Source organism: Streptomyces sp. NPDC002133, from assembly GCF_040296405.1.
Taxonomy (GTDB): Bacteria; Actinomycetota; Actinomycetes; order Streptomycetales; family Streptomycetaceae; genus Streptomyces.
On sequence record NZ_JBEOXF010000027.1, the window covers coordinates 15,125 to 36,813 of the forward strand.

A 21,689-nucleotide genomic window follows, 5' to 3' on the forward strand; every position below is an offset into this window, starting at 1 on the left:
CTGCACAGGATCCGTACCCGCCGGCGCGGATGAGGTTCTCGTCCGGTTGTCGGGCTTGGTCTTCCGTCCTGTGGTGGCACCCTGGCCGTCGTCTCATCGATGAGCCGTCCTGTTGTGGGTCAGGCCACGGGCTTCCGGGCGACCCCGCCCTTGCGGCCGATCTCGAAGGCCAGCCGGTAGATGTCCGGCAGGTCGATCGACTTGTTGGTGCGCTCGGTCATGACCCCCAGATCGAGCAGCTCCAGGATGATCTCGCCGTAACTGGCGAGGTCCCGTGGGCCGGTGCCCTGCTTCCCGTCCTCCAGCAGCTTGGCGACCTTGGTGCGCAGCCCGTTGCTCTCCCAGGCGAACCAACAGACGGCGGAGCGTTCCATCGGCACCTGACTGCCCCCGAGGAGTTCGACAGAGAGGGCGGCCCACCCGATGTCGCTGTGCAGATGGTCGAGCGCGTCGAATAGCAGGACGAGGAGTGCGCGCAGTTGGCGCTCGCCCTGTCGCAGCCCACCGCGCAGCGTCTGAACATCGCGAGGGCCCAGCACGTCCTGGGCACCGTCGCCATGTTCGACGGCGACCTCCCGCGGGCGCGGGACTACTGGACCCAGGCCCTGGAGGCGTTCACCGAGATCGGCGTCGCCGAGGCCGACGACGTACGCGCACGGCTCGGCATCACCCCCGGCACACGGACGCCCACCGCGTCCTGCACCTCGCTCTCGGGCCCGGGAAACACCATCTGATCTGCGGGTCCTCCCACCTACCCTTCGTGACGCGTTTCCGATGACGCATCACGGGAGTGCGTGGCGATTCTCGAGCCGACTCAGAAGGGCATCTGACCTGCTGCTTTGCGTCGCAAGGGTTGCCTCGGCCTGCTTTCGGTCACGCAACGGGTCGAGCGGCCCACCTGCCTACCGCAGGCGGATTGACCTGCATCATTCCCTGAAGCGGTGCTTGGCCCGGCAAAATGTCACCGTGCTACGCAGAAACCTTGACGCTCGGACGACGCTCGTTCTGAGTTTCCGTCAGGCCCGTGGGCGATCGGAGCCACCACACCCCGGGCTCACTCGACATGCGTGATCGGCGGCTAGGGGGCGTCCGCGGACCGTGGCGGCTCCGACAGCCTGCGCTCCAGGTCGCGCAGGTCCTTGCCGATGGACGAGCGGACCTTTCTCGCCATGATGGGCGCGGCCAGGCGGTAGTAGCCTCCGGCGTCGCCGCGGACACGGATCCGGGCGAGTGCGCCGCGGGGATGCGGGGCGAAAGTGTAGGTGATGTGCATGGGCATCGGGCCGGCCACCGACACCATGTCCAGCAGCCTGGCGGGTTCGAACGCGTCGACGCGCAGCACGTAGTGGATGCGCTTGCCGAGGAAGTGCGCGGTACGAGTGACCTCGGCACCCACGCCGAACCCGCCCGCGTCCGCCTCCCGGGTCAGCGCTGCCTCACGGATGCCCTGGGTCCACTCGAGGTCGTTGCGCCAGTCCATGGCGTAGGCCGCGACCTGCTCGGGCGGTAGCGGGATCACACGCTCCGCCGTCTCGTCGATCGTCATCGCTCTCCTGCGTTGTGTCGTGTCGTGCCCTCGGCGTCCGTACGGTCCGAGGGTTCTGGTCACTTGGGCGGCAGACCGAGTGCGTAGTCATGCCCCTCGTCGATCCAGGCGAGGAGAAATGCGTCCTGCGCGAGCGCGGACGCGGCGACGGTGACCCAGCCGCGCACCGGGCGGCTGCCGAAGTCGAAAGCGCGCGCGCCCGGCCGGGCCAGCGCGGCCTCGGTGCTGTCGGGGCCGACGCGGACGATCATCTCGTCCCCGACGACCCCGACGGCCATGTTGCCGTGGCACAGGAACGAAAGGCCGCCGAACATGCGCTTCTCGGTGATGTCGTCCTGCGCTCCGAGGTGCTGGCGGATGCGCTGAGCCAGTCCTTCGTCGTATGCCATGGCGGTCCTCAGAGGGTGAACAGAGGCTGTGGGGTGGTGGTTTCGGCGTACTGCTTGAGCCGGGTCATGAGCTGTCCCCAGGTGTAGGCGGCCGGAGGCAGGCCCGGGTCGTCGTCCTGCCAGCCCGTGTGGTGGAAGAGGACCCGGGTGCCGGACGCGTCGGGGATGTCGGTCAGCTGCCAGGTGATGACGGTGCCCGACCAGTGCGGAGGGAAGGCGCCGACGGACGTCCAGCGGACCTCGTCCTCGTCGGCCCGGTCCCGGCGCAGCTGGAACGGCTCGGGGATCTGGGGGAAGTCGAAGAAGAGGATGTCGTCCTTACGGTTCACGCCGGTGGTCCACCAGCCGGTGAGGCCGTCATGGGTGTTCAGGGCTCTGTGAACCGCGGTGCGCTCGGCGTCGACGTCGACCTGGAATGCGATCTCGGACATGGGGTGTACTCCTGATGATGCGGGGTGGGAGGGGGTCAGACGGTGAAGTACGGGACCGGGCTGCCGGTCTCGACGTTCTCCTTCAGGCGCAGGAACATGCCCGCCCAGCCCATCGTGACCTCGCGGAACATGTCGTCGATCTCGGCGAAGCCGGTGTGGTCGAACCGCACCACCGTGCCGCCTTCGGGGTGCGCCTCCAGGGCGTAGACGATCTCGGTGCCGATCCACTGCGGCGGGCCGGCGACCACGGTCTGTGCAAGGCGCTTGCCCGGCTCCGCCGTCTCGATACGGAAGTCCCAGGTCATCGGCGCACCGGGGAAGGAGAGCCGATGCAGGGCGCCGACGCCCTCGCCGATCTCGGCCCTGGTGGTGAACCAGCCGGCCACGCCCTCGGCAGTGGAGATCGCCCGGTAGACGGTGTCGGCGTCGGAGTCGATACGGATCTGAAGCGCGATGTCGGCCATGGGTGTCCCTTCATGAACGGTCCCGGCCCGGTCGGCCCGGGGATTTACTTTAGTCGACACTAAAATGAAGTCCTCGGCGTTGGCAAACTGAAGTGGCGACTAAAATGACGACCATGGATGCGGTACGGGCGGTCGCCGAGCCGAGACGGCGACAGATCCTGCGCCTGGTCTGGGACGTGGAGCTGTCCGCCGGAGAGATCGCCGAGCGCTTCGACGTCACCTTCGGCGCGGTCTCGCAGCACCTCAAGGTGCTGAGGGACTCGGGCCTCGTTACGCTGCGCCAGGAGGGCAAGCGGCGCTACTACCGCGCGGACCGCGAAGCCATGGGGCCGCTGGCCGACTACCTGCAGTCGATGTGGGCCAGCAGGCTCGACACCCTCACCGAGCTGGCCGAGGCGGCCGAGGCGGCGGAGGTGGCCGAGCGGAACGAGAGGTCCGGAGGGACGGCTCAGTGAGCACAGGCGTAGTCACGGTGGAACGGCGCATCGCCGCCCGGCCCGAGACCGTGTTCTCCTTCTTCACCGACAAGGAGAAGTGGCTGTCCTGGATGGGCAAGGACGGCGAGTTCTCCTTCGAACCGGGCGGGGCCTACCGCACGAACATCACAGGTGAGAACGTTGCCGAGGGCCGCTTCGTCGTGGTCGACCCGCCCAAGCGACTCGTCTTCACCTGGGGCTGGGCCGAGGCCGGCATGCCCGTGCCGCCCGGCTCCACCACCGTGGAGATCACCCTGGAACCGGTCACCGGCGGCACCCTGCTGCGTCTCGTCCACAGCGGACTGCCCACCCCTGAGGCATGTGCCGCGCACGAGGAAGGCTGGACACACTACGTCCAGCGCCTCGCCGCACGAGCGGAAGGCGGCGACCCGGGCCCCGACGAGTGGATGTGACCGCCCCGGCCGCAGAGCCGCGCTCCACACGCGAGGGTGCTCTCGGGGAGCGCGTCGCCACACTCGGACATTGCTGGGACGCTGCTGGTCCGGCCGGGCGCGAGGTCCGTCACCAATGGTGCGTGTGCGCGAGCGGGCTGTTGGGGGCGCAGGTGGAAGATCGGGTTTCGGGTGCATTCTGATATCTCGTACCCGGCGTGGGTGCGGGTCGGGAAGAATGATCGACGATGACACCCCGGATCGAGGGCCCCGAGCAGCCCGACTACAGCCCCTTCGCCCATCTGACCGTCCCCAACGCCGCCCTCTACCGGCAGGTGATGCGCACGTTCCTGGCCGCCAAGGAGCGGTTCGCGGTGCACCTGCGGCCGGAGGACGTGCACATCGCGATGGAGCCGGGGGAGCGCCCCGCCGACGTGGAGACGGTGACGAAGGCGCTGGACAGCCTGGTCGACTGGGGCAATCTGCGGGCCGACCCGGACACCGCACGGGTGACGGCGGTCGAGGACTTCTACCGCAAGCGGTTCATCTACCAGCTCACACGGGCCGGCGAGGCCACCGAGGCGGCTCTGGGGGCGTACGACGAGACACTCGGGCGGCGCGGCGCCCTCCAGGCCGTAGCTCTGCACGACATCGTCACCCAGCTGCGAGCCCTCCTCGCATTGTCCGCCGACGACCGGCCCGACCCTGCCAAGACACATCTGGCGCTGGACGCGCTGGCGAGCCGGTTCACCGCCCTCGCCGACAACGCCCGTGCCTTCATGGGTTCCCTGCAGCGCACCATCGACCTCCATGAGGTGGAGGAGGAGGTCTTCCTCGCCTACAAGGACCGGCTCATCCAGTACCTGGAGCGCTTCATCCAGGACCTGATCACCCTCGGCGGGCGCATCGCCCAGCTCATCCTGAGCCTGGAGACGGACGGCCGCATCGATGTGCTGCTGCGGGCCGCCGCCGCACGTGAGGCCGCCGACGCCGCGCCCGAGCAGGCCGGGCATGCCGAGGAGGAGGCCTACCTGGGGTGGGCCGGACGGTGGGACGGGCTCGCGGCGTGGTTCATCAGCCGGGACGGGCGCGAGTCGCAGGCCCGGCTGCTGCGCGGCCGGGCCCTCGGGGCGATTCCCCAGATGCTCGCCGTCGTACGGTCGCTGGGGGAGAGGCGGGCCGGGCGTTCCGACCGGTCCGCCGACTTCCGCACACTCGCCCGCTGGTTCGCCGAAGCCCCCGACGACGACTCCCGGCACCGGCTGTGGCGTACTGCGTTCGGGCTCTACCCCGGACGGCACCTCACCGTCGACGCCGACACCCTTGCCGCACGCGCCGCCCGCCCGGTTCCCGCCGCCACACCCTGGGCCTCGGCCGACCCGCTGCGGATCAGCCCCCAGCTGCGTCGCACCGGCAGCTACGAGCGGCGCGGAAAGCCCCGCAAGGTCGAGGACCGGCAGGATCGGCGCCGCCACCTCGGCGAGGTGGCGGCCAAACAGGCCGCGGAGACCGCCGCGGCCCGCGCCCGGCTCGTCACCGACGGCACCACCCGGCTCTCCGAACTCGGCGAGCTCGACCCGGCGTCCTTCCAGTTCTTCCTCCAACTGCTCGGCGATGCCCTCGCCACCTGGCGGCCCGGTATGCGGCACACGGTGGCCACCAGTAACGACGGTTCCATGGAGATCCGGATGAGCGCACTCGCCGACGGTGGCGAGGCTGAGGTCCGGACGCCCTCCGGCACCTTCCGGGGACCGGATCATCTCATCGAGATCGTCGATCTGACGGACGGAGGCGGCCACCGATGACCACCCCCCTCGCCGAGGTCCTCGACGGACAGCACGCCGCCGACCTCCGCAAAGCCGCACGCACGCTGCTGAAAGCGCCTCTCCTGCTCGCCCGCGGCCGGTACGCCGACGAGTTCCGTCTCGTCCGCCGCCATGCGTCCGAGCTTCGCGAGTGGTTCGACCGCAACACCGGCTGGTCCCTTCAGGTGGACGCCGAGACGGCCAGGCTGCGGAAGATCCCGGGCGTCTTCACGGACGCAACCCACCCTGCACGTGAGGCGACCCGCGCTGCCGTCCCCTTCACTCGCCGCCGTTACGTGCTGCTCTGCCTCGCGCTCGCCGCCCTCGAACGCGGCGAGGCGCAGATCGCTCTCGGCCGCCTCGCCGACCAGGTCGTGCTGGACGCCGCGGACCCGCAACTCGCCCGTGCCGGAATCGAGTTCACCCTGGACCGCCGTGACGAACGCCTCGACCTCGCCGCCGTCGTACGGCTTCTGCTCGGCCTCGGTGTGCTGCGCCGGGTCGCCGGCGACGAGGAGGCGTACATCAGCGGAGCCGGAGACGTCCTGTACGACGTCGAACGGCGGGTGCTGGCCGGGCTGCTCGCCACCCGCCGGGGCCCCTCCACGGTGCACGCCGAGGCTCTGGACGACCGGTTGCACGAGCTCGTCTCCGAGACCGCCCTGGACAGCGATGAACTGCGCTTCCGCGCGATGCGTCACTCGCTCACCCGCAGGTTGCTGGACGACCCGGTGCTCTACTACGACGAACTGACCGACGCCGAGCTCGGCTACCTCACCCGGCAGCGGGGCTTCCTCACCGCCCGTATCACCGAACTGACCGGCCTGGTCCCCGAGGTCCGGGCCGAGGGCATCGCCATGGTCGACCCCGACGACGACCTCACCGACATCCGGATGCCGGAGCAGGGCACGCACGGCCACATCACTCTGCTGCTCGCCGAGTACTTGGCCGGGGCGGCCGACGCGGTCACCGCCGACCAGCTGGCCCGCCGGGTACGCGAACTTGCCGCCGAGCACGGTGGATTCTGGGCCAAGTCCGCGCGGGACCCCGGCATGGAGGCCGAACTCGTCGAACAGGCCGTCACCCGGCTCACCGCCCTCGGGCTGGTCTCCCGCACCGCCCACGGGATCGTGCCGCGCCCCGCGCTCGCCCGATACGCGGTCGGCGATCCCGTCGTACTCGAACCCGGCACCGCACGCATGCCGGCGCAGCGAAAGGCCGGCTCATCGTGACCACCGCTCTGCCCACGCCACTCCGTTCCCGCTGGCAGCCCCTGCGTATCGGACTCGTCGATCTCTTCCACTACGACGTGGAGGAGTTCCACTTCCGGGACGGACGACTGTTGCTGCGCGGCAACAACGGCACCGGCAAGTCCAAGGTGCTCGCTCTCACCCTGCCCCTTCTGCTCGACGGGGACCTCAGCCCGCGTCGGGTCGAACCGGACGGCGACCCCGCCAAGCGGATGGAGTGGAATCTGCTCCTCGGCGGTGAGCACCCGCATTCCGAGCGACTCGGCTACACCTGGATCGAGTTCGGCAGACTCGACGGGTCCAGCGGCGAGCAGCACTTCCGCACGCTGCTCTGCGGTCTGAAGGCCGTCAGCGGACGCGGCATCGCCCGCCACTGGTACGCGCTGACCGGTCAGCGCGTCGACCATGGCCCCCGCGCCCGCGCCGAGGAGTCCCTGAGCCTGCTCGACGCCACCGGCACGGCCCTCTCCCGGGACCGCCTCGCCGAGGCGATTGCCGGGCACGGCATGGTGTACGACCAAGCCAGGCCGTACCGCAGGGCCGTGGACGAAGCGCTCTTCGGGCTCGGTGAGCAGCGCTACGGCGCTCTCGTCGACCTGCTTGTCCAGCTGCGCCAGCCCCAGCTGTCCAAACGCCCCAACGAGGCGGCTCTCTCCCGGGCCCTCACCGAGGCCCTGCCCCCCATGGACCAAGCCGTCATCGCCGATGTCGCCGAGGCCTTCCGCTCGCTGGACGAGGAGAAGGAGGAGCTGGCGGCCGCCTCTGCCGCCGATCGGGCCGCCTCCGGCTTCCTGGAGCACTACCGGCGCTATGCCCGTATCGCCACCCGTCGGCGCGCCCGCCTTCCGCGTGGCGAGCACTCCCGCTACGAGCACCTCCTGCGGGACCTCGCCGAGGCGCAGGCCCAGCAGGCCAGGGCCGAGGAGGAACGGACCGCGGCAGAGGGCCGGATCGCCGCCCTGGAGGAGACGCAGGCCCGGCTGCGGGCTCAGGACGCCGCCCTGCGTGAAGGCCCCGAAATGCGCAGCGCCCGGGAACTCGAACAGGCTGCCACGGCGGTGGAGCGCACGGCCGCCGCCTTGCACCGGGCCTGGGACGACCGGGAACAGGCCGCACGACTCCACGCGCGTGCCCTGGAGCGGCTCGGCGCGGCCGAAAACCGGCTGCGCGCCGCCCAGCAGCTGGCCGCGGACACCTTCGGTAAGGCAAACGAGGCGGCCGCCGCTGCCCGGATCGAGCTGCCCGAAGGCGACCGGCTGTCCGATACGGAACTGCGGCGCGACACCGAACAGTCGGTGGAACGAGGGCACCGTGTCCTGAGCCACGTGGAGGGTCTCGCCGAGGCGGCCGTGCGCGCGGCCGAAGAACGCCGCCGGCAAGCCGTTCGGCTGGACGAAGCGGACACCGACCTCGGCGAGGCCACCACGGCACACCTTCAGGCCGAGGCCGAGGCAGCCGCTGCCGGCCGGGCCCTGCTGGACGACGTACGGGAACGTGCCCGCGCCTGGACCGAGCTGGCCCACCCCGATCCGGTCGGTCTGCTGGACGAACTCCAGGACTGGGTTCTGCACCTCGATGGGCCCTACCCGGCGCGTGCCCACGCCACCCGGGCCCACAGCACCGCCTCTGCGCGACTGGCCGAGCAGGCCGCCGAATCCGACCGTCGGCGGGTGGAGCTGACGGAGCGCACCGACCAGGTGCGCCAGGAACTGGCCATGCTGGAAGCGGGCGGGCGCGGAGCACCCCAGCCCCCGCCCACCCGGACCCCGGGCCTGCGCGAGCGGCTGCCTGGCGCACCCCTGTGGCGGCTGGTGGACTTCCGTGACGGACTCCAGGAGGGGGAACGTGCCGGTCTTGAGGCGGCACTGGAAGCGTCCGGGATGCTGGACGCCTGGGTCCTCCCCGACGGCTCGGTCCTGGCCGCCGACGGCCACGACGTCCTGATCTCGCCGGCCACCGGCCCGGTGGACGGCGCATCGCTCGCCGGCCTGCTGCGGCCGGCCGTGGACCACGGGGACGCCCAGGCCGCTGCGGTGGGCGAGGAGAGAGTGGCGCGGCTGCTCGCGGCCATCGGCGGTGCAGCGGACGGCGAAGCCGGGACCTGGGCCGCGTCGGACGGACGTTTCCGGATCGGCACACTGACCGGCCGGTGGACCAAGCCCGCCGCCGAGTACATCGGCGAGGCTGCGCGGGAGGTCGCACGGCGAGCTCGTATCGCTGCCCTGCGCACCGAACTCGCCCTGCTCCAGGGCGAGATGGACGCCGTCACGGCCGCACTCGACGCGGTGGCCGCCCGTCGGCGTACCCTCGATGGCGAGTTGGCAGCGGTACCCGACGAGCACACCCTCACCCAGGCACAGGCCCAGGTGGCCGCCGCCGCCGAGACGGTACGCCGGGCCCGTACGCGGCGCGAGGAAAGGGCCGCCGACCTCACCGAAGCGGCCGAACAGGCCGAGCGGGCCGCCGCCGAACTCGCCGGGACTGCCGCTGATCTGGGGCTGCCCGCCGACCCGGTGGGGCTGTCCGCCGTGCGTGACGCCCTCGGTTCTCTCACAGCCGTCCTGGCCGCCCTGTGGCCTGCCCTACGGGAGCGGGGCGAGGTGGCCCGCCAGGCGGAGGAGGAGGCCACCGAGGCCGGACAAGCAGGGGAACGGGCCGCCGAACTGGCGCTGCGTGCGGAGGAGGCCGGGCGCGAGGCGGCCGCCACGGACGAGCGCCATGCCACCCTGCGCTCGACGGTGGGCGCCGCCGTCGCCGAACTTCAGCGGCGGCTGGCCGAGACCGCCGAGGCGCTGCGCACCTGCGAAGCCGATCAGCAGCTCACACGGAAGCGCCACGCCGAGGCCGACCGGGCGGCAGGCAAGGCCGAAGGGCGCATCGAACAGCTGGAAAAGGGCCTGACGGAGGCCGCCGAGGCGCGCACGGAGGCCATCGCTTCGCTTCAGCGGTTCACGGCCACTGGCCTGATCGCGGTCGCCCTGCCCGAACTTCCCGTGCCTGCTGCGGACGGTGATCCCTGGGCCGCCACCCCCGCCGTCGCGCTGGCCCGCGCCATCGAAGCGGGTCTGTCGGCGACCGACGACTCGGACGCCGCCTGGGAACGTGTGCAGCGCCGCCTCAGCGAGGAACTCAAGACCCTCCAGGACGCCCTGTCCCGGCACGGACACAGCGCCTCCGCCCGGATGGTGGAGGACGGGGTGGTCGTCGACATCGTCTACCAGGGCCGTGAACGCGCCGTGCCCGAACTCGCCGAGGCGCTGGCCGCCGAGGTCGGCGAACTCACCCGCATCCTCACCGCACGAGAGCGGGAGATCCTCGAAACCCACCTGATCACCGAGGTCGCGGGCACGCTCCAGGAACTGATGGGGGCAGCCGAACGGCAGGCACGGGACATGAACGTCGAGCTGGAGGAGCGTCCCACCTCCACCGGCATGAAGCTGCGGCTGGTGTGGCGGGCCTCCCGCAAGGCCCCCGCCGGCCTCGCCCAGGCCCGTGACCGCCTCCGCCAGTCGGCCGACGCCTGGACCCCTGAGGACCGCGCGGCCGTCGGCGAATTCCTGCAGGCCCAGATCGCCCGGCAGCACACCGACGACGCGTCCGGCAGCTGGCTCGAGCATCTCACCGCCGCACTCGACTACCGCACCTGGCACGAGTTCGGGGTCGAGCGGCACCAGCACGGACGCTGGGTCCCGGCCACCGGCCCTGCCTCGGGTGGCGAGCGGGTCCTCGCCGTGTCCGTGCCGCTGTTCGCAGCCGCCTCCTCGCACTACGCGAGCGCCGGCAGCCCGTACGCGCCCCGTCTGGTCACCCTCGACGAGGCGTTCGCCGGAGTGGACGACGACTCACGCGCCAAGTGCCTGGGCCTGCTGCACGCCTTCGACCTCGACGTGGTGATGACCAGTGAGCGGGAATGGGCCTGCTATCCGCAGGTGCCGGGTATCGCCATCGCGCAGCTGTCGCGGATCGACGAGGTCGCGGCGGTGCTCGTCACCCGCTGGGAATGGGACGGCAGCCGGCGGCTGCGCCGCGAGGACCCGGTGCGGCAGGAGAGCACGATCATCCCGGCACCGCGCGCGGAGTCGGCGGAGGCCGGACCGGAGCAGCTGTGGACCTGACACCCGCCGTACCCGACACCGCCGGGGTCGACGAGCAGCGGCTACGCCGCCTGTTGGGCGATCCCGGCCTCGCCTGGCTGGTCGACCGGGCACGCCGACGCCTGGAACGAGGGCAGCCGCTCACCGGCCCGGTCTCCCTCGGCACACCGACCCCTGACCAACGGGCAGCAGCGGAGCGGCTGCTGGGTCGGGCTCCGGGCAGTGGACGGTCCCTGACCGTGCGGCTCGACGCGGTGGACGCCCTCCTGCGCCGCTCGGGCGTCGGCCCCGACGGTCTGGCCGACGCCGTGGCCGCGCTCACCGGTCCGGTCGTGCCGCTCGGCCCGGCCCGCCAGGCGGAGGAACGGGCCTGGCAGGAGGCATACACCTCGCTCAACGCCCTCGTGGACGAGGCCCCGGCCCTTGCCGCATGGGCCGACCGGCTCCGGGGCGACGGCCTGCTACGTCGCCTTTCCCGCACCCCCGCCGCGGCCCGCGACCTCCTCGACCAGGTCGCGACCGCCCTGCGCGCCCTGCCCGCGGAGCCGTCGGTGTCGCTTCCCGCCTTCGCAGCCCGCCACCTCGGCAGCGCGCACGCCCTGGACGACGGAACCGCACTCGCCACCCTCACCCTCTCCGGCATCCGGGCCCTGTGCGGTCACCCGGACGGCACCGGCGCCCAGTGGCGGCGGGACGTCTGGGCATCGGCGGGCCTGCTCCGCGACGAACTCTCCTCGACCGTGCTGACGCTGAACCTGCGCGGCACTCCCGCCCTGGACTGGACGGCTGACGCGGGTGAGCCGACCGTGCTCACCCTGCGCCAGCTCGTGCGCCGTCCGCCCGCTTCGACCGGCGCGACCGTTCGGATCTGCGAGAATCCTGCCGTGCTCGCAGCGGCGGCCGATACCCATGGCCCTCACTCCGCACCGCTCGTGTGCCTCCAGGGCCAGCCGTCCGCCGCCGCCCTCACCCTCCTGCGCCACCTGCATCAGCACGGGACGACACTCCAGTACCACGGGGACTTCGACTGGGGCGGGATGCGCATCGCCGCAACCCTGATGCGCCACGTCTCCTGGCGGCCCTGGCGCTTCACCGCCGCCGATTACCGTGACGCGGTGCGCGCCGGCGCCGGTGGCACACCCCTCACCGGTCGGCCGACGGAGGCGCCTTGGGACTCGGAACTGCCCCGGGCTCTCGCAGAACTGGGCGTCCGCGTAGAGGAGGAGACGGTCCTTGACATCCTGCTGTCCGACCTGTCGTGAGAGCGGTGTGTGTCGGGGGGACGGCGGAGGGCATGACCGAACCGGCCGGTGCCCCACCGCGACGAGGGCAGCAGGGCAGCTTGCAGAGCACCGCCAGGGGCCGACATGCGTGCCGAGCAGGTCGAGCCCTACGAAGGCCGGCGTGGGCTCGACCCGCTCGCAGCTCGTGACGCTCTCTTGGCGCTGTGAGCCCTGGTTGATTGCGCTACCCCGGCAAGAGACCTGGCCCGGCCTGGTGTTATCCCCGTCGGTGACGTCTTGATCGCTTCCCGATGACCCGTCATGTGGAGTGCGTCGCGATCCTTGAACCGGCCGAAAAGGCGGCCTGACCTGCAGGTTCGGGCAGTGTGCGTTCAGTGGGTGGGTCCGTAGGGGCTCAAGCCGTGCATCAATGGTTTGAGGTCCTTCGGCGCGGGGCTCGGGGACTTCCGGTAGCAACGGTGAACCGCTGAGCGGGTTCAGGGGTTGCACGTGACTCTCGGCCCGAGCGATCCATGCCTCGGCTTCGTCCCTGGCCGGTTGCCGACGTCTACGCCACGGGCCCCGGCGGCGACACCGAAGCGATCATCGGCCGGTGGTTCGCCACCGGCGGCAGCTGCCGCGAACGGACCGTCCCGGCCACCGAAGTCTACCTGTCGGCGAGCGACCGGCCGGGCGACAGGTTTCTGTCGGCGCGGCACATCCGGCATGCATGCGACGCGTCCCTGAAGCGGCTGGGGGCCGGCCACATCGACCTCTGCCAGATGCACCACATCGACGGGACAGGCCCTGGGAGGAGATCTCGGAGGCGTTCGACGTTCTGCGAAGGCGAGGCAAAGTGCTCCACTTCGGCTCGCCCGGTTTGCCGGACGGCTCTCGCCCGGGCACACGAGGCCGCGCGCTCCCGGCACTCCCTCGGACTGGTCACTGAGTAGTGGAGGTACGACCTGGTGACCCACTGGGCCGAGTTGGAGGTGCTGCTTGCGCCACGGCACAACGGGATCGGCATGGTCTCCTGGGATCCGCTGAAGGGCGGCGTGCTCGGCGGAGCCCTGCGCAGGCGCAAGGAGGGCACCGCTGTACGCGGAGTCTCGGGACGCTCGGCCCGTACGCTCGCCGGTCACCACAACGTCAGTGTGGTGTAAGAGAGTTGGTGCGAAAGCATCGGCGAGGAGGACAGGTCAGTGAGCCGGATCGGGTGACCGGGCGGCCGCCTGCCCGAGCCGGTCGGCCAGCCGGCGGGCGGCACGCCGCAGCTCGACGGGGCCGACGATGCGGAACGGCGCCCCGATCGCCGTGAGTTGGCGGACGTACCAGTCGGGGTCGTCGGTGGATCCGAGGAGGCGGGTACGGTCCGGGGCGAGGGGCTCCAGGCGGCCGAGGCTGCGCGGGATCCACTCGGCGGCGGCCGCCGCGGGCGCCTCGATGACGACCTCCACGTGGTGCTTCCAGTCTTCGGAGAGGTGCTCTTCGAGGGTGCGTACGGGGTCGAAGTCGAGCGGCGGTGTGAAGGTGTCCGCCTGGACGTCGACGGAGAGCACCCGGTCGATGCGCAGGAGGCGCCGGGCGTCGACCGGGTGCGACCAGCACAGCAGGAACCAGCGGCCGTGGTGGACGACGACCGCCCATGGGTCGACCTCCATGGCGCGGTCGCGGCCTGGGCCCGGACGGTAGACGAGGCGCAACCGTTGCCGTGCGGCACTGGCCTGGACGAGGAGCGCCGTCGTCTCGGGGTCCGGGGTCGAGGCGTCGCGGTCGCGGGGCAGAGCGCGGATCTGCCGAACGGCGTCGGCAGGGCCTGCGACCGGCGCCGGTAGCACGCGGACGATCTTCGCGAGTGCGCTGCCGGCCGGGTCGTCCGGGTCGCCGGCCGCATGGTGCCCTTCCAGTACGGCCATGACGAGGCCGAGCGCCTCCGCGTCGGTGAACATCAGCGGCGGCAACCGGTGCCCGCGCCCGACGCGGTAGCCGCCGTACGGGCCGCGGGTCGCGTCGATCGGCACGTCGGCCTCGCGCAGGATGCCGACGTACCGGCGGACCGCCCGTTCGGAGACCGCCAGCCTGCCGGCCAGCCGCTCCGCGGTGATCCCCGGGCTGTTCTGGATCAGTTCGAGGGCGAGGAGCGCGCGGGCGGTGGGGCTCGTGTCGTCGTGCACGGCCGGCCTCCCCTCATTTCCGGAAGTAGATCGTCCTGAATGCAGGCTAGCGTCGGATCCGTGAGCCGCCGACCGCATCGATCGCATGTGGACGGACTTGAGGCCACGGAGCCTCCGTGCGGCGCACCGCACGGAGGTGCCGAATCGATCCTCCCCCAGCCGTGACGCCGATCCCGACTCCCGGCGAGCCCGCCGGGAGGAAACGTGAGAGAGGGAGCCACGTTGTTCAACGATGTCGTACCCACCGGCCGACGGTCATCGGCGGTCGCCACCGGACGGCCTCGCGTCCTGGTCGTCGGCGGCAAGCTCAAGCATGTGCGCAAGGCCCGGGAGCTCGGCCTGGACGTGGTTCAGGCCCAGTTCCCGGACGAGTACGACCGCGGTCACTGGCCCTACGTCGATCAGGCGCTGCTGCTCGACTACGGCGATACCGACCGGCTCCTCCCGCTGGTCCGGGCGTTGCACGAGGCATGCCCGTTCCAGGCCGCCGTGTCGCTGTTCGAACTCGGGCTGCTGCCGGCGGCGCGGATCAACGAGGCGCTCGGCCTCGGCGGCGAGTCCGTCGCCACCGTGGAACTGCTGCTGGACAAGTGGCGGATGCGCCTGCACCTGGCCGCCAAAGGCATCAGCCCGGTGGCCTCCGCGGTCGGCCGTTCCGCGCAGGACGTTCGGGAGTTCGTTCAGGCGCACGGGCTCCCGATCGTCGTCAAGCCGATCCGCGAATCGGGCAGCCTGGGGGTGTCCTGCATCCGCGACCGAGCCGACGTGGACGTCGTCGCCGCACGGTTCCGATCCCTCGGCGACGGGCATTGGGCCGCCAAGGACCTGTCCAGTGCCGATTCCTTCGACGAGTTCCTCATGGAGGAGTTCCTGGACGGTCCGGAGATCAGCGTGGAGACCCTGACCTTCGACGGCCGGCATGTGGTCGTCGCGGTGACCGACAAGGAGTGCGTCGGCCCCGGTTTCGTCGAGATCGGACATTCGCAGCCCAGCGGCTGCTCGGCGGAGACGCTCCGCGAGGTCACGCGGTTGGTGACGGACTTCCTCGACGCGGTGGGGCTGCGCAGCGGTCCAGGGCACACCGAGGTCAAGCTGACCTCGCGCGGCCCGCGGATCGTCGAGTCGCACAACCGCATCGGCGGTGACCGGATCAACGAACTGGCCGAGATCACCTACGGCGTCGACATGGAGCGCTACGCGCTGGGCGCCAGGTTCGGCGTGGTGGAGCCGCTGACCACGTCGCCCGAGCCTCGGGGCGGAGCGGCCGTCCGGTTCCTCACGCCGGAGCCCGGACGGGTCGTGGAGGTGGCCGGCGTCGACGCAGTACGCGCGGATCCGGCGTTCGTCGACCTCCAGTTGGAGGTACAGCCGGGCGACGAGGTACCACCACTGACCTGGAACGAGGACAAGGTCGGTCACGTCATCGCCCGCGGCGCCACCGCCACCGAAGCGATCGCCCACGCCAGGCGGCTGGCCGCGGCGACACACGTGCGCACCGAGCCCGTCGCGTGAGCAGCGCGCCGCCGGAGGTCGATGAGCAGCGATTCCGCGACGCGCTGCGCGGCCTGCCCGGCCGGGTGTGGATCATCGGTCTCGGAATCCTGGTCAACCAGGTCGGCAACTTCCTGCCCGTGTTCATCGTGCTCTACCTGACCGAGCGCGGCTACTCCGCCGGTGCCGCGGGGTTGGTGCTGGGCGTGTCCGGGGTGGGCAAGGTGCTCGGCAACGCCGTCGGCGGCCACCTCGCCGACAGGATCGGCCGGCGATGGACCATCGTGCTGTCGGCGGTGACCACCGCCGGGCTGACGGCGGCCGTGCCGTTCCTCGGGCCGCTCCCGCTCATCGTCGCGGTGGTCGGTCTCATCGGCGTGACGTCGCAGATCTACCGGCCGGCCGTCGCCGCCGTACTGGTCGACGCCGTGACGACCAATCAGCAACGGCTGGCCGCCTTCGGGGTGTTCCGGTTCGCGATGAACGTGGGCGCCGCCCTGGGCGGCGTCATCGGCGGTGTGCTGGCCGGCACCTCCTATGTCGAGCTCTTCCTGGGCAATGCCGCCGCGTGCCTGCTGTTCGGCGTGGTCGTGGCGATGCTGCTGCGCGATGCGCCCCAGTCGCGGTCCGACCAGGACGACGCGGACACGCAGGCGGACCGGGCGGTGGGATACCGGCAGGCGCTCGCCGACCGCACCCTGGTGCGATTCCTGCTGATGACAGTGGTCGCCGAGTTCGTCTACATCCAGTCCACCGTCGGCCTGCCCCTGCACGTCAGCGACGTGGGTCTGAGCCCGGGCGACTTCGGTCTCCTCATCGGGCTCAACGGTCTGCTGGTGTTGCTGCTGGAGCTGCCCATCACCGGCGCGGTCTCCCGGTACCGGCCGGAGTACGTACTGGCCATCGGCAACCTGCTCACCGGTGTCGGTCTCGCGCTGACCGGGTTCATGACCGGCATGGTCCTGCTGTCGGCGACGGTGCTGATCTGGACGCTCGGCGAGATGACAACGAGCACCATCTCCCAGGCATACCTGGGAAGTCTGACTCCGCCACGGATGGTGGGGCGCTACCAGGGGTTGTACGGCATCGCGTACACGACCGGTACGGGAGCCGGACCGCTCATCGGCGGCGCCGTGTACGCGATCGGCCCATGGGCGCTGTGGGCCCTGGTCGGCGCGGCCGGGCTGCTGGCCGCCCAGCTCTCTCTGCCGCGCCGCCGCGCGGCGCCTCAGTCGGACCGTCAAGGGAACGAGCACCACGTTCCGCTATGACCGCAACAGGCTGCTGACCGCGCCGACCTCGGGCGTCACCGCCGAGTACACCTACGACCGCTTCGGCCGCCGGCAGTCGGTGATCTCCGGCGGCAAGGTCATCGAGCGGAGCCGCTACGACGGCTTCGACGACGTCGTGGAGTCCCGGCACATGGACGCCGGCGGCGCGATGAAGTCGACGACGTACGCTTTCGATCCGCTGGACCGCACGGCGTCGAAGGCGGCGGACGGCAAGACCACCGGCTTCGAGTACCTGGGCCTGTCCGCCGAGGTCCTCGACGAGAAGGTCGCCGGCGAGCTGACCAAGTCGTTCCAGTACGGCCCGTGGAGTGAGCGTCTGTTCCACCCGAGCACGGCACACAGCCTCAAGTGACCGGGACCCGCCCGTCTCCGAGAGGCGGAGCAGACGGGACCGGTCACCACGTCGCATGGTCAGGGCAGCCGCGCACGAGGCCCGAGTGCTCCGCCTCCTCGGCGACGTCCTCGGCGCCGGTCAGGGAGGCCGGACCCGGCAAGGCGCCCCACAACGCCCACGAAGCGGATTCGCGGTGCGCCGGTCAGTCGGCGGGGGTGGCTCTGGACACCTGTCGGATGGTTGAAACTCTCAAATTCGCCAACCCTGGAGCACATGAGGCGTTGCGCATCACCCCCCGTGCCGCCGGAGGCGCCGAGTTCCGCCGTGCCGGGCCGCCGGCCGTACACGTCGTCGACGGGGCGGCTGATCGGCCTCGATCTGGCGCGCGGCCTGGCGATCCTGGGGATGTTCGCGGCGCACGTCGGCCCCGAGCCGTCGGTGGGTGGTGCGCTGGGCTGGGTGATGGAGGTGGCGCGTGGCCGGCCCGCCGCCCTGTTCGCGCTGCTGGCCGGGTTCACCCTGGTGATTCTGACCGGCCGGCCGGAGCCTCGGACGGGACGCCCGGGGCGGCAGGCCGTGGGGCGGGTGCTGATCCGCTCGGTCCTCCTGATCGCCCTGGGCTACGCCCTGATCGCCCTGGACACCGATGTCGACGTGATCCTCCCCTGCTACGGGGTCCTCTTCGTCCTCGCCCTTCCGCTGTACCGGCTGCGAGCCGCCTCCTTGGCCGCCATTGCCGCGGCGACCGCGATCGTCATGCCCCAGGTCCTGTACCTGCTGCGGGTGGCGGTCGAGGACGGAAGTTGGGGCGACGCCGTCATCGGCCACGATCCGCTGGCGTGGATCACTGATTCGGACGGGCTCGTCGAGCTGTTCATCACGGGGGCGTACCCCGTACTGACCTGGCTTCCGTTCATCGTCGCCGGAATGGCGGTGGCGAGACTGGACCTCGGCCGGCCCGGCCTCGTGGGCAGAGTGGGCCTGCTCGGCGGTGGGCTCACCGTGATCGGCTACGGAGGTTCCTGGCTGGCAATGCACCTCGTCCCCGGTGCGCTGAACGGGGTGAGAGAGGCCTCGGACACCGGGGTGGCGGCGTCGGCCTGGTGGTCCGACGCCGTGGGCGAGGACCCCACCGCAGGAATTCCCGCCTGGCTGCTGGTGGCTTCGCCGCACAGCCAGACGACCTGGTCCATCCTCGGCAACACCGGCGTCGCCCTGGCGGTCCTGGCCGGCTGCCTCGTCGCCCTGGAACGGTTGCCGCGGCTCCGGTGGGCAGCCACGCCGGTCGTCGCGGTCGGCTCGATCGCCCTGACCGCGTACGTCTCCCACATCCTCGCCATCCGGGCCCTGGGCGACGTCGACATGCCGGAGGCAGCCGCCCTGCCGGTCTTCCTCTGCTTCGCCGTGGCGGTCATGCTCTTCGCTCTCGTCTGGACCCGGTTCTTCCGGCGGGGGCCGCTGGAGTACGTGATGCACGCGGCGACGCTGCCGGCCCGCCTGATCGAATGACCGGGGAACAGCGCGCCCCCTCCGGACCCTGCCCGGGCGCCGGGCGAGCCCGGCGCCCCGGCAGGCGTGTCGGCTTCAGACGCGGTCGGCAGCGCCTCGGCGCCTCCACCACCAGGCACCCCCGGCGAGGACCGCGAGCACGAGCACACCGATGACGATCGCCGCGGCCGGCGAGGATCCACTGCCCTTGTCCTGCTCCGCCGCCGTCTGCTCGGCCGCGCCGTCCGCGGGCTCGCCGTTCTGCCCGGCGGGCGTGCTCGGTGCCGGAGTGGTGGGCGCCGCGGTCGTGGGCGCGGTGCTCGGGCCGGGGGCGATCGTCTCGGCCCCGGGGGCCGCGGGCTTCAGGGCGAGGATCGGCGCGGAGTTGCCGTGCCCGTGCCCGTGTCCGTCCCCGTGCCCGCCGGCCTCCTCCAGTTCGATCCAGCGGTCGACCCGGCCGTCCGCGTAGGACTGCAGGGTCTTGAAGGCCAGCGTCCTGGCGTCGGGCAGCTGTCGGACGATCACGGAGTAGGCGGCGTCGTCGCCGGTGGCGACCGCCGGGCCGGAGACGGTGTAACCGCGGGCCGTGGCCGCGAGCTTCCAGCCGGTCGGTCCCGCCTTGTACGCGATGTCGGCCGGGGCGAGGCCCTCGGGGAGGATCACCTCCAGCTTGGTGATGCCGGCGCTGTCGGACTCCGACTCTGCGGTGAAGTTCAGGGTGACGTTCTCGGCGAGGGCGGCGGCGCCCTCGGCCTCGACCTCCACGTGTGCCGCGGCCGGGGCGGCGAGGGCGAAGGAGGCCGCGAGGGCGGCGCCGGTGAGCAGGGACAGAGGGCGCGCGGAACGCGTCAGGGCGATGCGAGGCACGGGTGGCTCCCGAAGTGGTGGGCGGTGTGCGGGCACGCCGGAACGTGCCCCGAGGTCAGTGGGCGAGAGCGGTCCCCACCGGTGGCCCGCGACGAACGACCGAATGTGCCAGCACCAGGGAGCCGGGTGAGCACACCAGAGCCCGCGCCCGGACCGGTCGGCGCATGTGCCTCACGGCCTGTGGCGGCCGTGCGGGCACGAGACGGCCGACGAGCCCGGCGACCGTGTCACCGATGCGCTGTCCGGCGGAGCGGCATGCGGCGTCCGCACGCTGCATGAGCCAGGCCACCAGCACCGCCGCCGCAAGATGAGCGGCGGTCATGGCGGCACCGTGGTGGCCGGCGTGCCAGGTTTCGTGCGACCCGCTGTCGACGGGCGCCTGATGCGAAGGGTGAGGCCGGTGCGCCGACACCCCTGCGAGCCACAGGTGCAGGAGGTACTGCGCTGCTGCGGTCGCCGCCGTCACGGCGGTCAGCGACCGTAGCGAGCGTACGGCCGGCAGGACGAGCAGGAAGAGCAGCAGACCGGCGAACAGGGCGGCCCGCCACGACGCGGGATGCCCGGAGGCCAGGTGATGGCCGGTGACGGCAAGTCCGGTGCTCGTCGCGCCGAAGGTCGCCGCGCGCACGGCAGCGACCGCCACGCCGGTCACCGGTTCCCTACCGGTGCGGCGCGCGGCACTCCTGCTGCTGGTCCACGACATGGCTGCTCCATCATGGGGCACCGCCGCGCGGTGCGGGCCGCCGAGTTCGGGATTCGACGGGCGGTCGCGGTGATCCCGACCGGAACGGCCGAACCCGGCAGCGCGGTCGCCGCCGGCACCCGGCGCAGCCCGGGCAGGCACGGCCACCACGGCTGCGGCCGTCGCAGCCGGGCGGTGGTCGACGAGAGCGCCGGCATCGTCACCGGTCCCGCGGTCGGGTCCCGCGTTCGCAAGGGCTCCTGCCGGGTGTGAGGCGCTGGGTGCGCCCGCCCTGGACTCGTCCGTGGGGATGGAGGTCTGCCCTGGACTCGTCCGTGGGGATGGAGGTCTGCCCTGGACTCGTCTGTGGGGATGGAGGTCTGCCCTGGACTCGTCTGTGGGGATGGAGGTCTGCCCCGGACTCGTCCGTGGGGATGGAGGTCTGCCCTGGACTCGTCTGTGGGGATGGAGGTCTGCCCCGCACTCGTCTGTGGGGACGGAGGCCCGCCCCGCACTCGTCCGTCGGGACGGAGCGCCACTACGCCGGGACCAGACCGCAGCCGCGGATGAGGCCCTCGCCGCGCGCGGCAGGGCGCGGAGCAGCTCGGTCGGACTGCTCCTCGCCCTGTTCCCCGCGGCAGCGGCGGCCCCCTGGGACCTGGCGGCCCAGGTCCCCTCAGCCCTGGTCGCAGGTGTGGAACCCCCCGGCCGCCCTTGCGGCCGAGAAGCCCCGCCTCGCCCGTGTCCGTGTCTGCGACCGTGGCGAACCCGGACCCCGCCATGCCGACCGCGGACGCCGGATACGCGATGGGCGGGGCGTCGACGACGAAGCCCGCGTGGTCCCAGGAGAGCACCTGCCTGGCGTCCGGGTGGCGAAGTGCTCCTCCGCGGCCACCGTCTCCGGGGACGTGTGGAGGCAGGGGCGTTGGACCGACAGCCGTGACGCCGCCTCCATCGGGAGGGCCGCCGTATCTGCGAACGCCTCGACAGACCACGGCGCGCGGTGCCATCGCTCGGCCGGCCCCTCGCGGTCGACGGGAACAGCAGCACCTTGGTGCCGTACGCGGCCGAGGACCCCGGATCGGGGTGACGGCGGACGACCGGGAGCGGCGACGTCGTTCCGGTGCCCGGGTACGGAGGACCGACGGAAGGTGAGCCGTTCGGCGGGCATCGTGTTCAAAGGCTGAACGAACAACTCCCCACGAGACTCCGAGGTTTGGCTCTGTCACGTGTTTGGTGTGAAGTCTTGACGGCAATGGTCCAGGCCAGTTGACTCGCGCCCCGTGAAATG

22 protein-coding genes are annotated in these 21,689 nt (G+C 71.7%); 14 read left to right on the forward strand and 8 right to left on the reverse strand.

Annotated elements, in window-relative coordinates; genetic code table 11:
- Positions 1-119: 119 nt before the first annotated feature.
- On the reverse strand, positions 120-539 hold the full coding sequence (locus ABT078_RS23865; protein ID WP_351230931.1) for a hypothetical protein: 420 nt from the start codon (positions 537-539) through the stop codon (positions 120-122).
- Positions 540-557: 18 nt separating this feature from the next.
- Here ABT078_RS23865 and ABT078_RS23870 point away from each other — a divergent pair, with 18 nt between their 5' ends.
- Positions 558-734 (forward strand): hypothetical protein, encoded by a 177-nt coding sequence (locus ABT078_RS23870; protein WP_351230933.1) that lies wholly within the window; start codon positions 558-560, stop codon positions 732-734.
- A gap of 344 nt (positions 735-1,078) precedes the next feature.
- Here the strand turns inward: ABT078_RS23870 and ABT078_RS23875 are convergent, their stop codons facing one another.
- The 4 genes from ABT078_RS23875 to ABT078_RS23890 are packed head-to-tail and all read right to left on the reverse strand — an operon-like array spanning position 1,079 to position 2,830.
- The gene (locus tag ABT078_RS23875; protein WP_351230935.1) at positions 1,079-1,546 is read right to left on the reverse strand and encodes an SRPBCC family protein; all 468 of its coding nucleotides are present in this window, start codon (positions 1,544-1,546) and stop codon (positions 1,079-1,081) included.
- 59 nt (positions 1,547-1,605) lie between these two features.
- Complete coding sequence (locus ABT078_RS23880) at positions 1,606-1,935, reverse strand: TfoX/Sxy family protein (protein WP_351230937.1); 330 nt, start codon at positions 1,933-1,935, stop codon at positions 1,606-1,608.
- Positions 1,936-1,943: 8 nt separating this feature from the next.
- Positions 1,944-2,366, reverse strand: coding sequence for an SRPBCC family protein (locus ABT078_RS23885; RefSeq protein ID WP_351230939.1), 423 nt, complete (start codon positions 2,364-2,366; stop codon positions 1,944-1,946).
- A 35-nt stretch (positions 2,367-2,401) separates the two neighbouring features.
- Positions 2,402-2,830: an SRPBCC family protein gene (locus ABT078_RS23890; protein WP_351230941.1), complete on the reverse strand. Its 429-nt coding sequence runs from the start codon at positions 2,828-2,830 to the stop codon at positions 2,402-2,404.
- Positions 2,831-2,943: 113 nt separating this feature from the next.
- Here ABT078_RS23890 and ABT078_RS23895 point away from each other — a divergent pair, with 113 nt between their 5' ends.
- The 8 genes from ABT078_RS23895 to ABT078_RS23930 all read left to right on the forward strand — a co-directional run bounded on the left by ABT078_RS23895 (position 2,944) and on the right by ABT078_RS23930 (position 13,233).
- Entirely contained in the window at positions 2,944-3,285 is a 342-nt protein-coding gene (locus tag ABT078_RS23895; RefSeq protein WP_351230943.1) for an ArsR/SmtB family transcription factor, read from the forward strand.
- Entirely contained in the window at positions 3,282-3,719 is a 438-nt protein-coding gene (locus tag ABT078_RS23900) for an SRPBCC family protein (protein ID WP_351230945.1), read from the forward strand. The genes ABT078_RS23895 and ABT078_RS23900 overlap by 4 nt, the downstream gene beginning before the upstream one ends.
- Positions 3,720-3,946: 227 nt before the next feature.
- On the forward strand, positions 3,947-5,503 hold the full coding sequence (locus ABT078_RS23905; RefSeq protein ID WP_351230947.1) for a TIGR02677 family protein: 1,557 nt from the start codon (positions 3,947-3,949) through the stop codon (positions 5,501-5,503).
- Positions 5,500-6,735, forward strand: coding sequence for a TIGR02678 family protein (locus tag ABT078_RS23910; protein ID WP_351230949.1), 1,236 nt, complete (start codon positions 5,500-5,502; stop codon positions 6,733-6,735). The genes ABT078_RS23905 and ABT078_RS23910 overlap by 4 nt, the downstream gene beginning before the upstream one ends.
- The gene (locus ABT078_RS23915) at positions 6,732-10,868 is read left to right on the forward strand and encodes a TIGR02680 family protein (RefSeq protein WP_351230951.1); all 4,137 of its coding nucleotides are present in this window, start codon (positions 6,732-6,734) and stop codon (positions 10,866-10,868) included. The genes ABT078_RS23910 and ABT078_RS23915 overlap by 4 nt, the downstream gene beginning before the upstream one ends.
- Positions 10,859-12,109 (forward strand): TIGR02679 family protein, encoded by a 1,251-nt coding sequence (locus ABT078_RS23920; protein WP_351230953.1) that lies wholly within the window; start codon positions 10,859-10,861, stop codon positions 12,107-12,109. Before ABT078_RS23915 ends, ABT078_RS23920 begins: the two co-directional genes overlap by 10 nt.
- A 494-nt stretch (positions 12,110-12,603) precedes the next feature.
- Positions 12,604-13,023 (forward strand): aldo/keto reductase, encoded by a 420-nt coding sequence (locus tag ABT078_RS23925; RefSeq protein WP_351230955.1) that lies wholly within the window; start codon positions 12,604-12,606, stop codon positions 13,021-13,023.
- A gap of 15 nt (positions 13,024-13,038) precedes the next feature.
- Entirely contained in the window at positions 13,039-13,233 is a 195-nt protein-coding gene (locus tag ABT078_RS23930) for a hypothetical protein (protein ID WP_351230957.1), read from the forward strand.
- Between the two features lie 36 nt (positions 13,234-13,269).
- Here ABT078_RS23930 and ABT078_RS23935 read toward each other — a convergent pair whose 3' ends face one another.
- Positions 13,270-14,244, reverse strand: a complete 975-nt coding sequence (locus tag ABT078_RS23935) for a helix-turn-helix transcriptional regulator (RefSeq protein ID WP_351230960.1) — start codon at positions 14,242-14,244, stop codon at positions 13,270-13,272.
- A 222-nt stretch (positions 14,245-14,466) separates the two neighbouring features.
- On the opposite strand from ABT078_RS23935, the gene ABT078_RS23940 reads away from it, so the two are divergent.
- The 4 genes from ABT078_RS23940 (at position 14,467) to ABT078_RS23955 (ending at position 18,870) form a co-directional block, all read left to right on the forward strand.
- On the forward strand, positions 14,467-15,756 hold the full coding sequence (locus ABT078_RS23940; protein ID WP_351230962.1) for an ATP-grasp domain-containing protein: 1,290 nt from the start codon (positions 14,467-14,469) through the stop codon (positions 15,754-15,756).
- Complete coding sequence (locus tag ABT078_RS23945; protein WP_351230964.1) at positions 15,753-17,006, forward strand: MFS transporter; 1,254 nt, start codon at positions 15,753-15,755, stop codon at positions 17,004-17,006. The genes ABT078_RS23940 and ABT078_RS23945 overlap by 4 nt, the downstream gene beginning before the upstream one ends.
- 79 nt (positions 17,007-17,085) lie before the next feature.
- Complete coding sequence (locus ABT078_RS23950) at positions 17,086-17,379, forward strand: hypothetical protein (RefSeq protein WP_351230966.1); 294 nt, start codon at positions 17,086-17,088, stop codon at positions 17,377-17,379.
- A 255-nt stretch (positions 17,380-17,634) separates the two neighbouring features.
- Positions 17,635-18,870, forward strand: coding sequence for a DUF418 domain-containing protein (locus ABT078_RS23955; RefSeq protein WP_351230968.1), 1,236 nt, complete (start codon positions 17,635-17,637; stop codon positions 18,868-18,870).
- Between the two features lie 75 nt (positions 18,871-18,945).
- On the opposite strand, the gene ABT078_RS23960 is transcribed toward ABT078_RS23955, so the two are convergent.
- Positions 18,946-19,716: a DUF1775 domain-containing protein gene (locus ABT078_RS23960; RefSeq protein ID WP_502981286.1), complete on the reverse strand. Its 771-nt coding sequence runs from the start codon at positions 19,714-19,716 to the stop codon at positions 18,946-18,948.
- A gap of 55 nt (positions 19,717-19,771) precedes the next feature.
- On the reverse strand, positions 19,772-20,419 hold the full coding sequence (locus ABT078_RS23965) for a hypothetical protein (RefSeq protein ID WP_351230970.1): 648 nt from the start codon (positions 20,417-20,419) through the stop codon (positions 19,772-19,774).
- A gap of 12 nt (positions 20,420-20,431) precedes the next feature.
- Here ABT078_RS23965 and ABT078_RS23970 point away from each other — a divergent pair, with 12 nt between their 5' ends.
- A complete protein-coding gene (locus tag ABT078_RS23970; protein WP_351230972.1) occupies positions 20,432-20,671 on the forward strand; it encodes a hypothetical protein in 240 nt (79 codons plus the stop codon).
- The last annotated feature ends 1,018 nt before the right edge of the window (positions 20,672-21,689 follow it).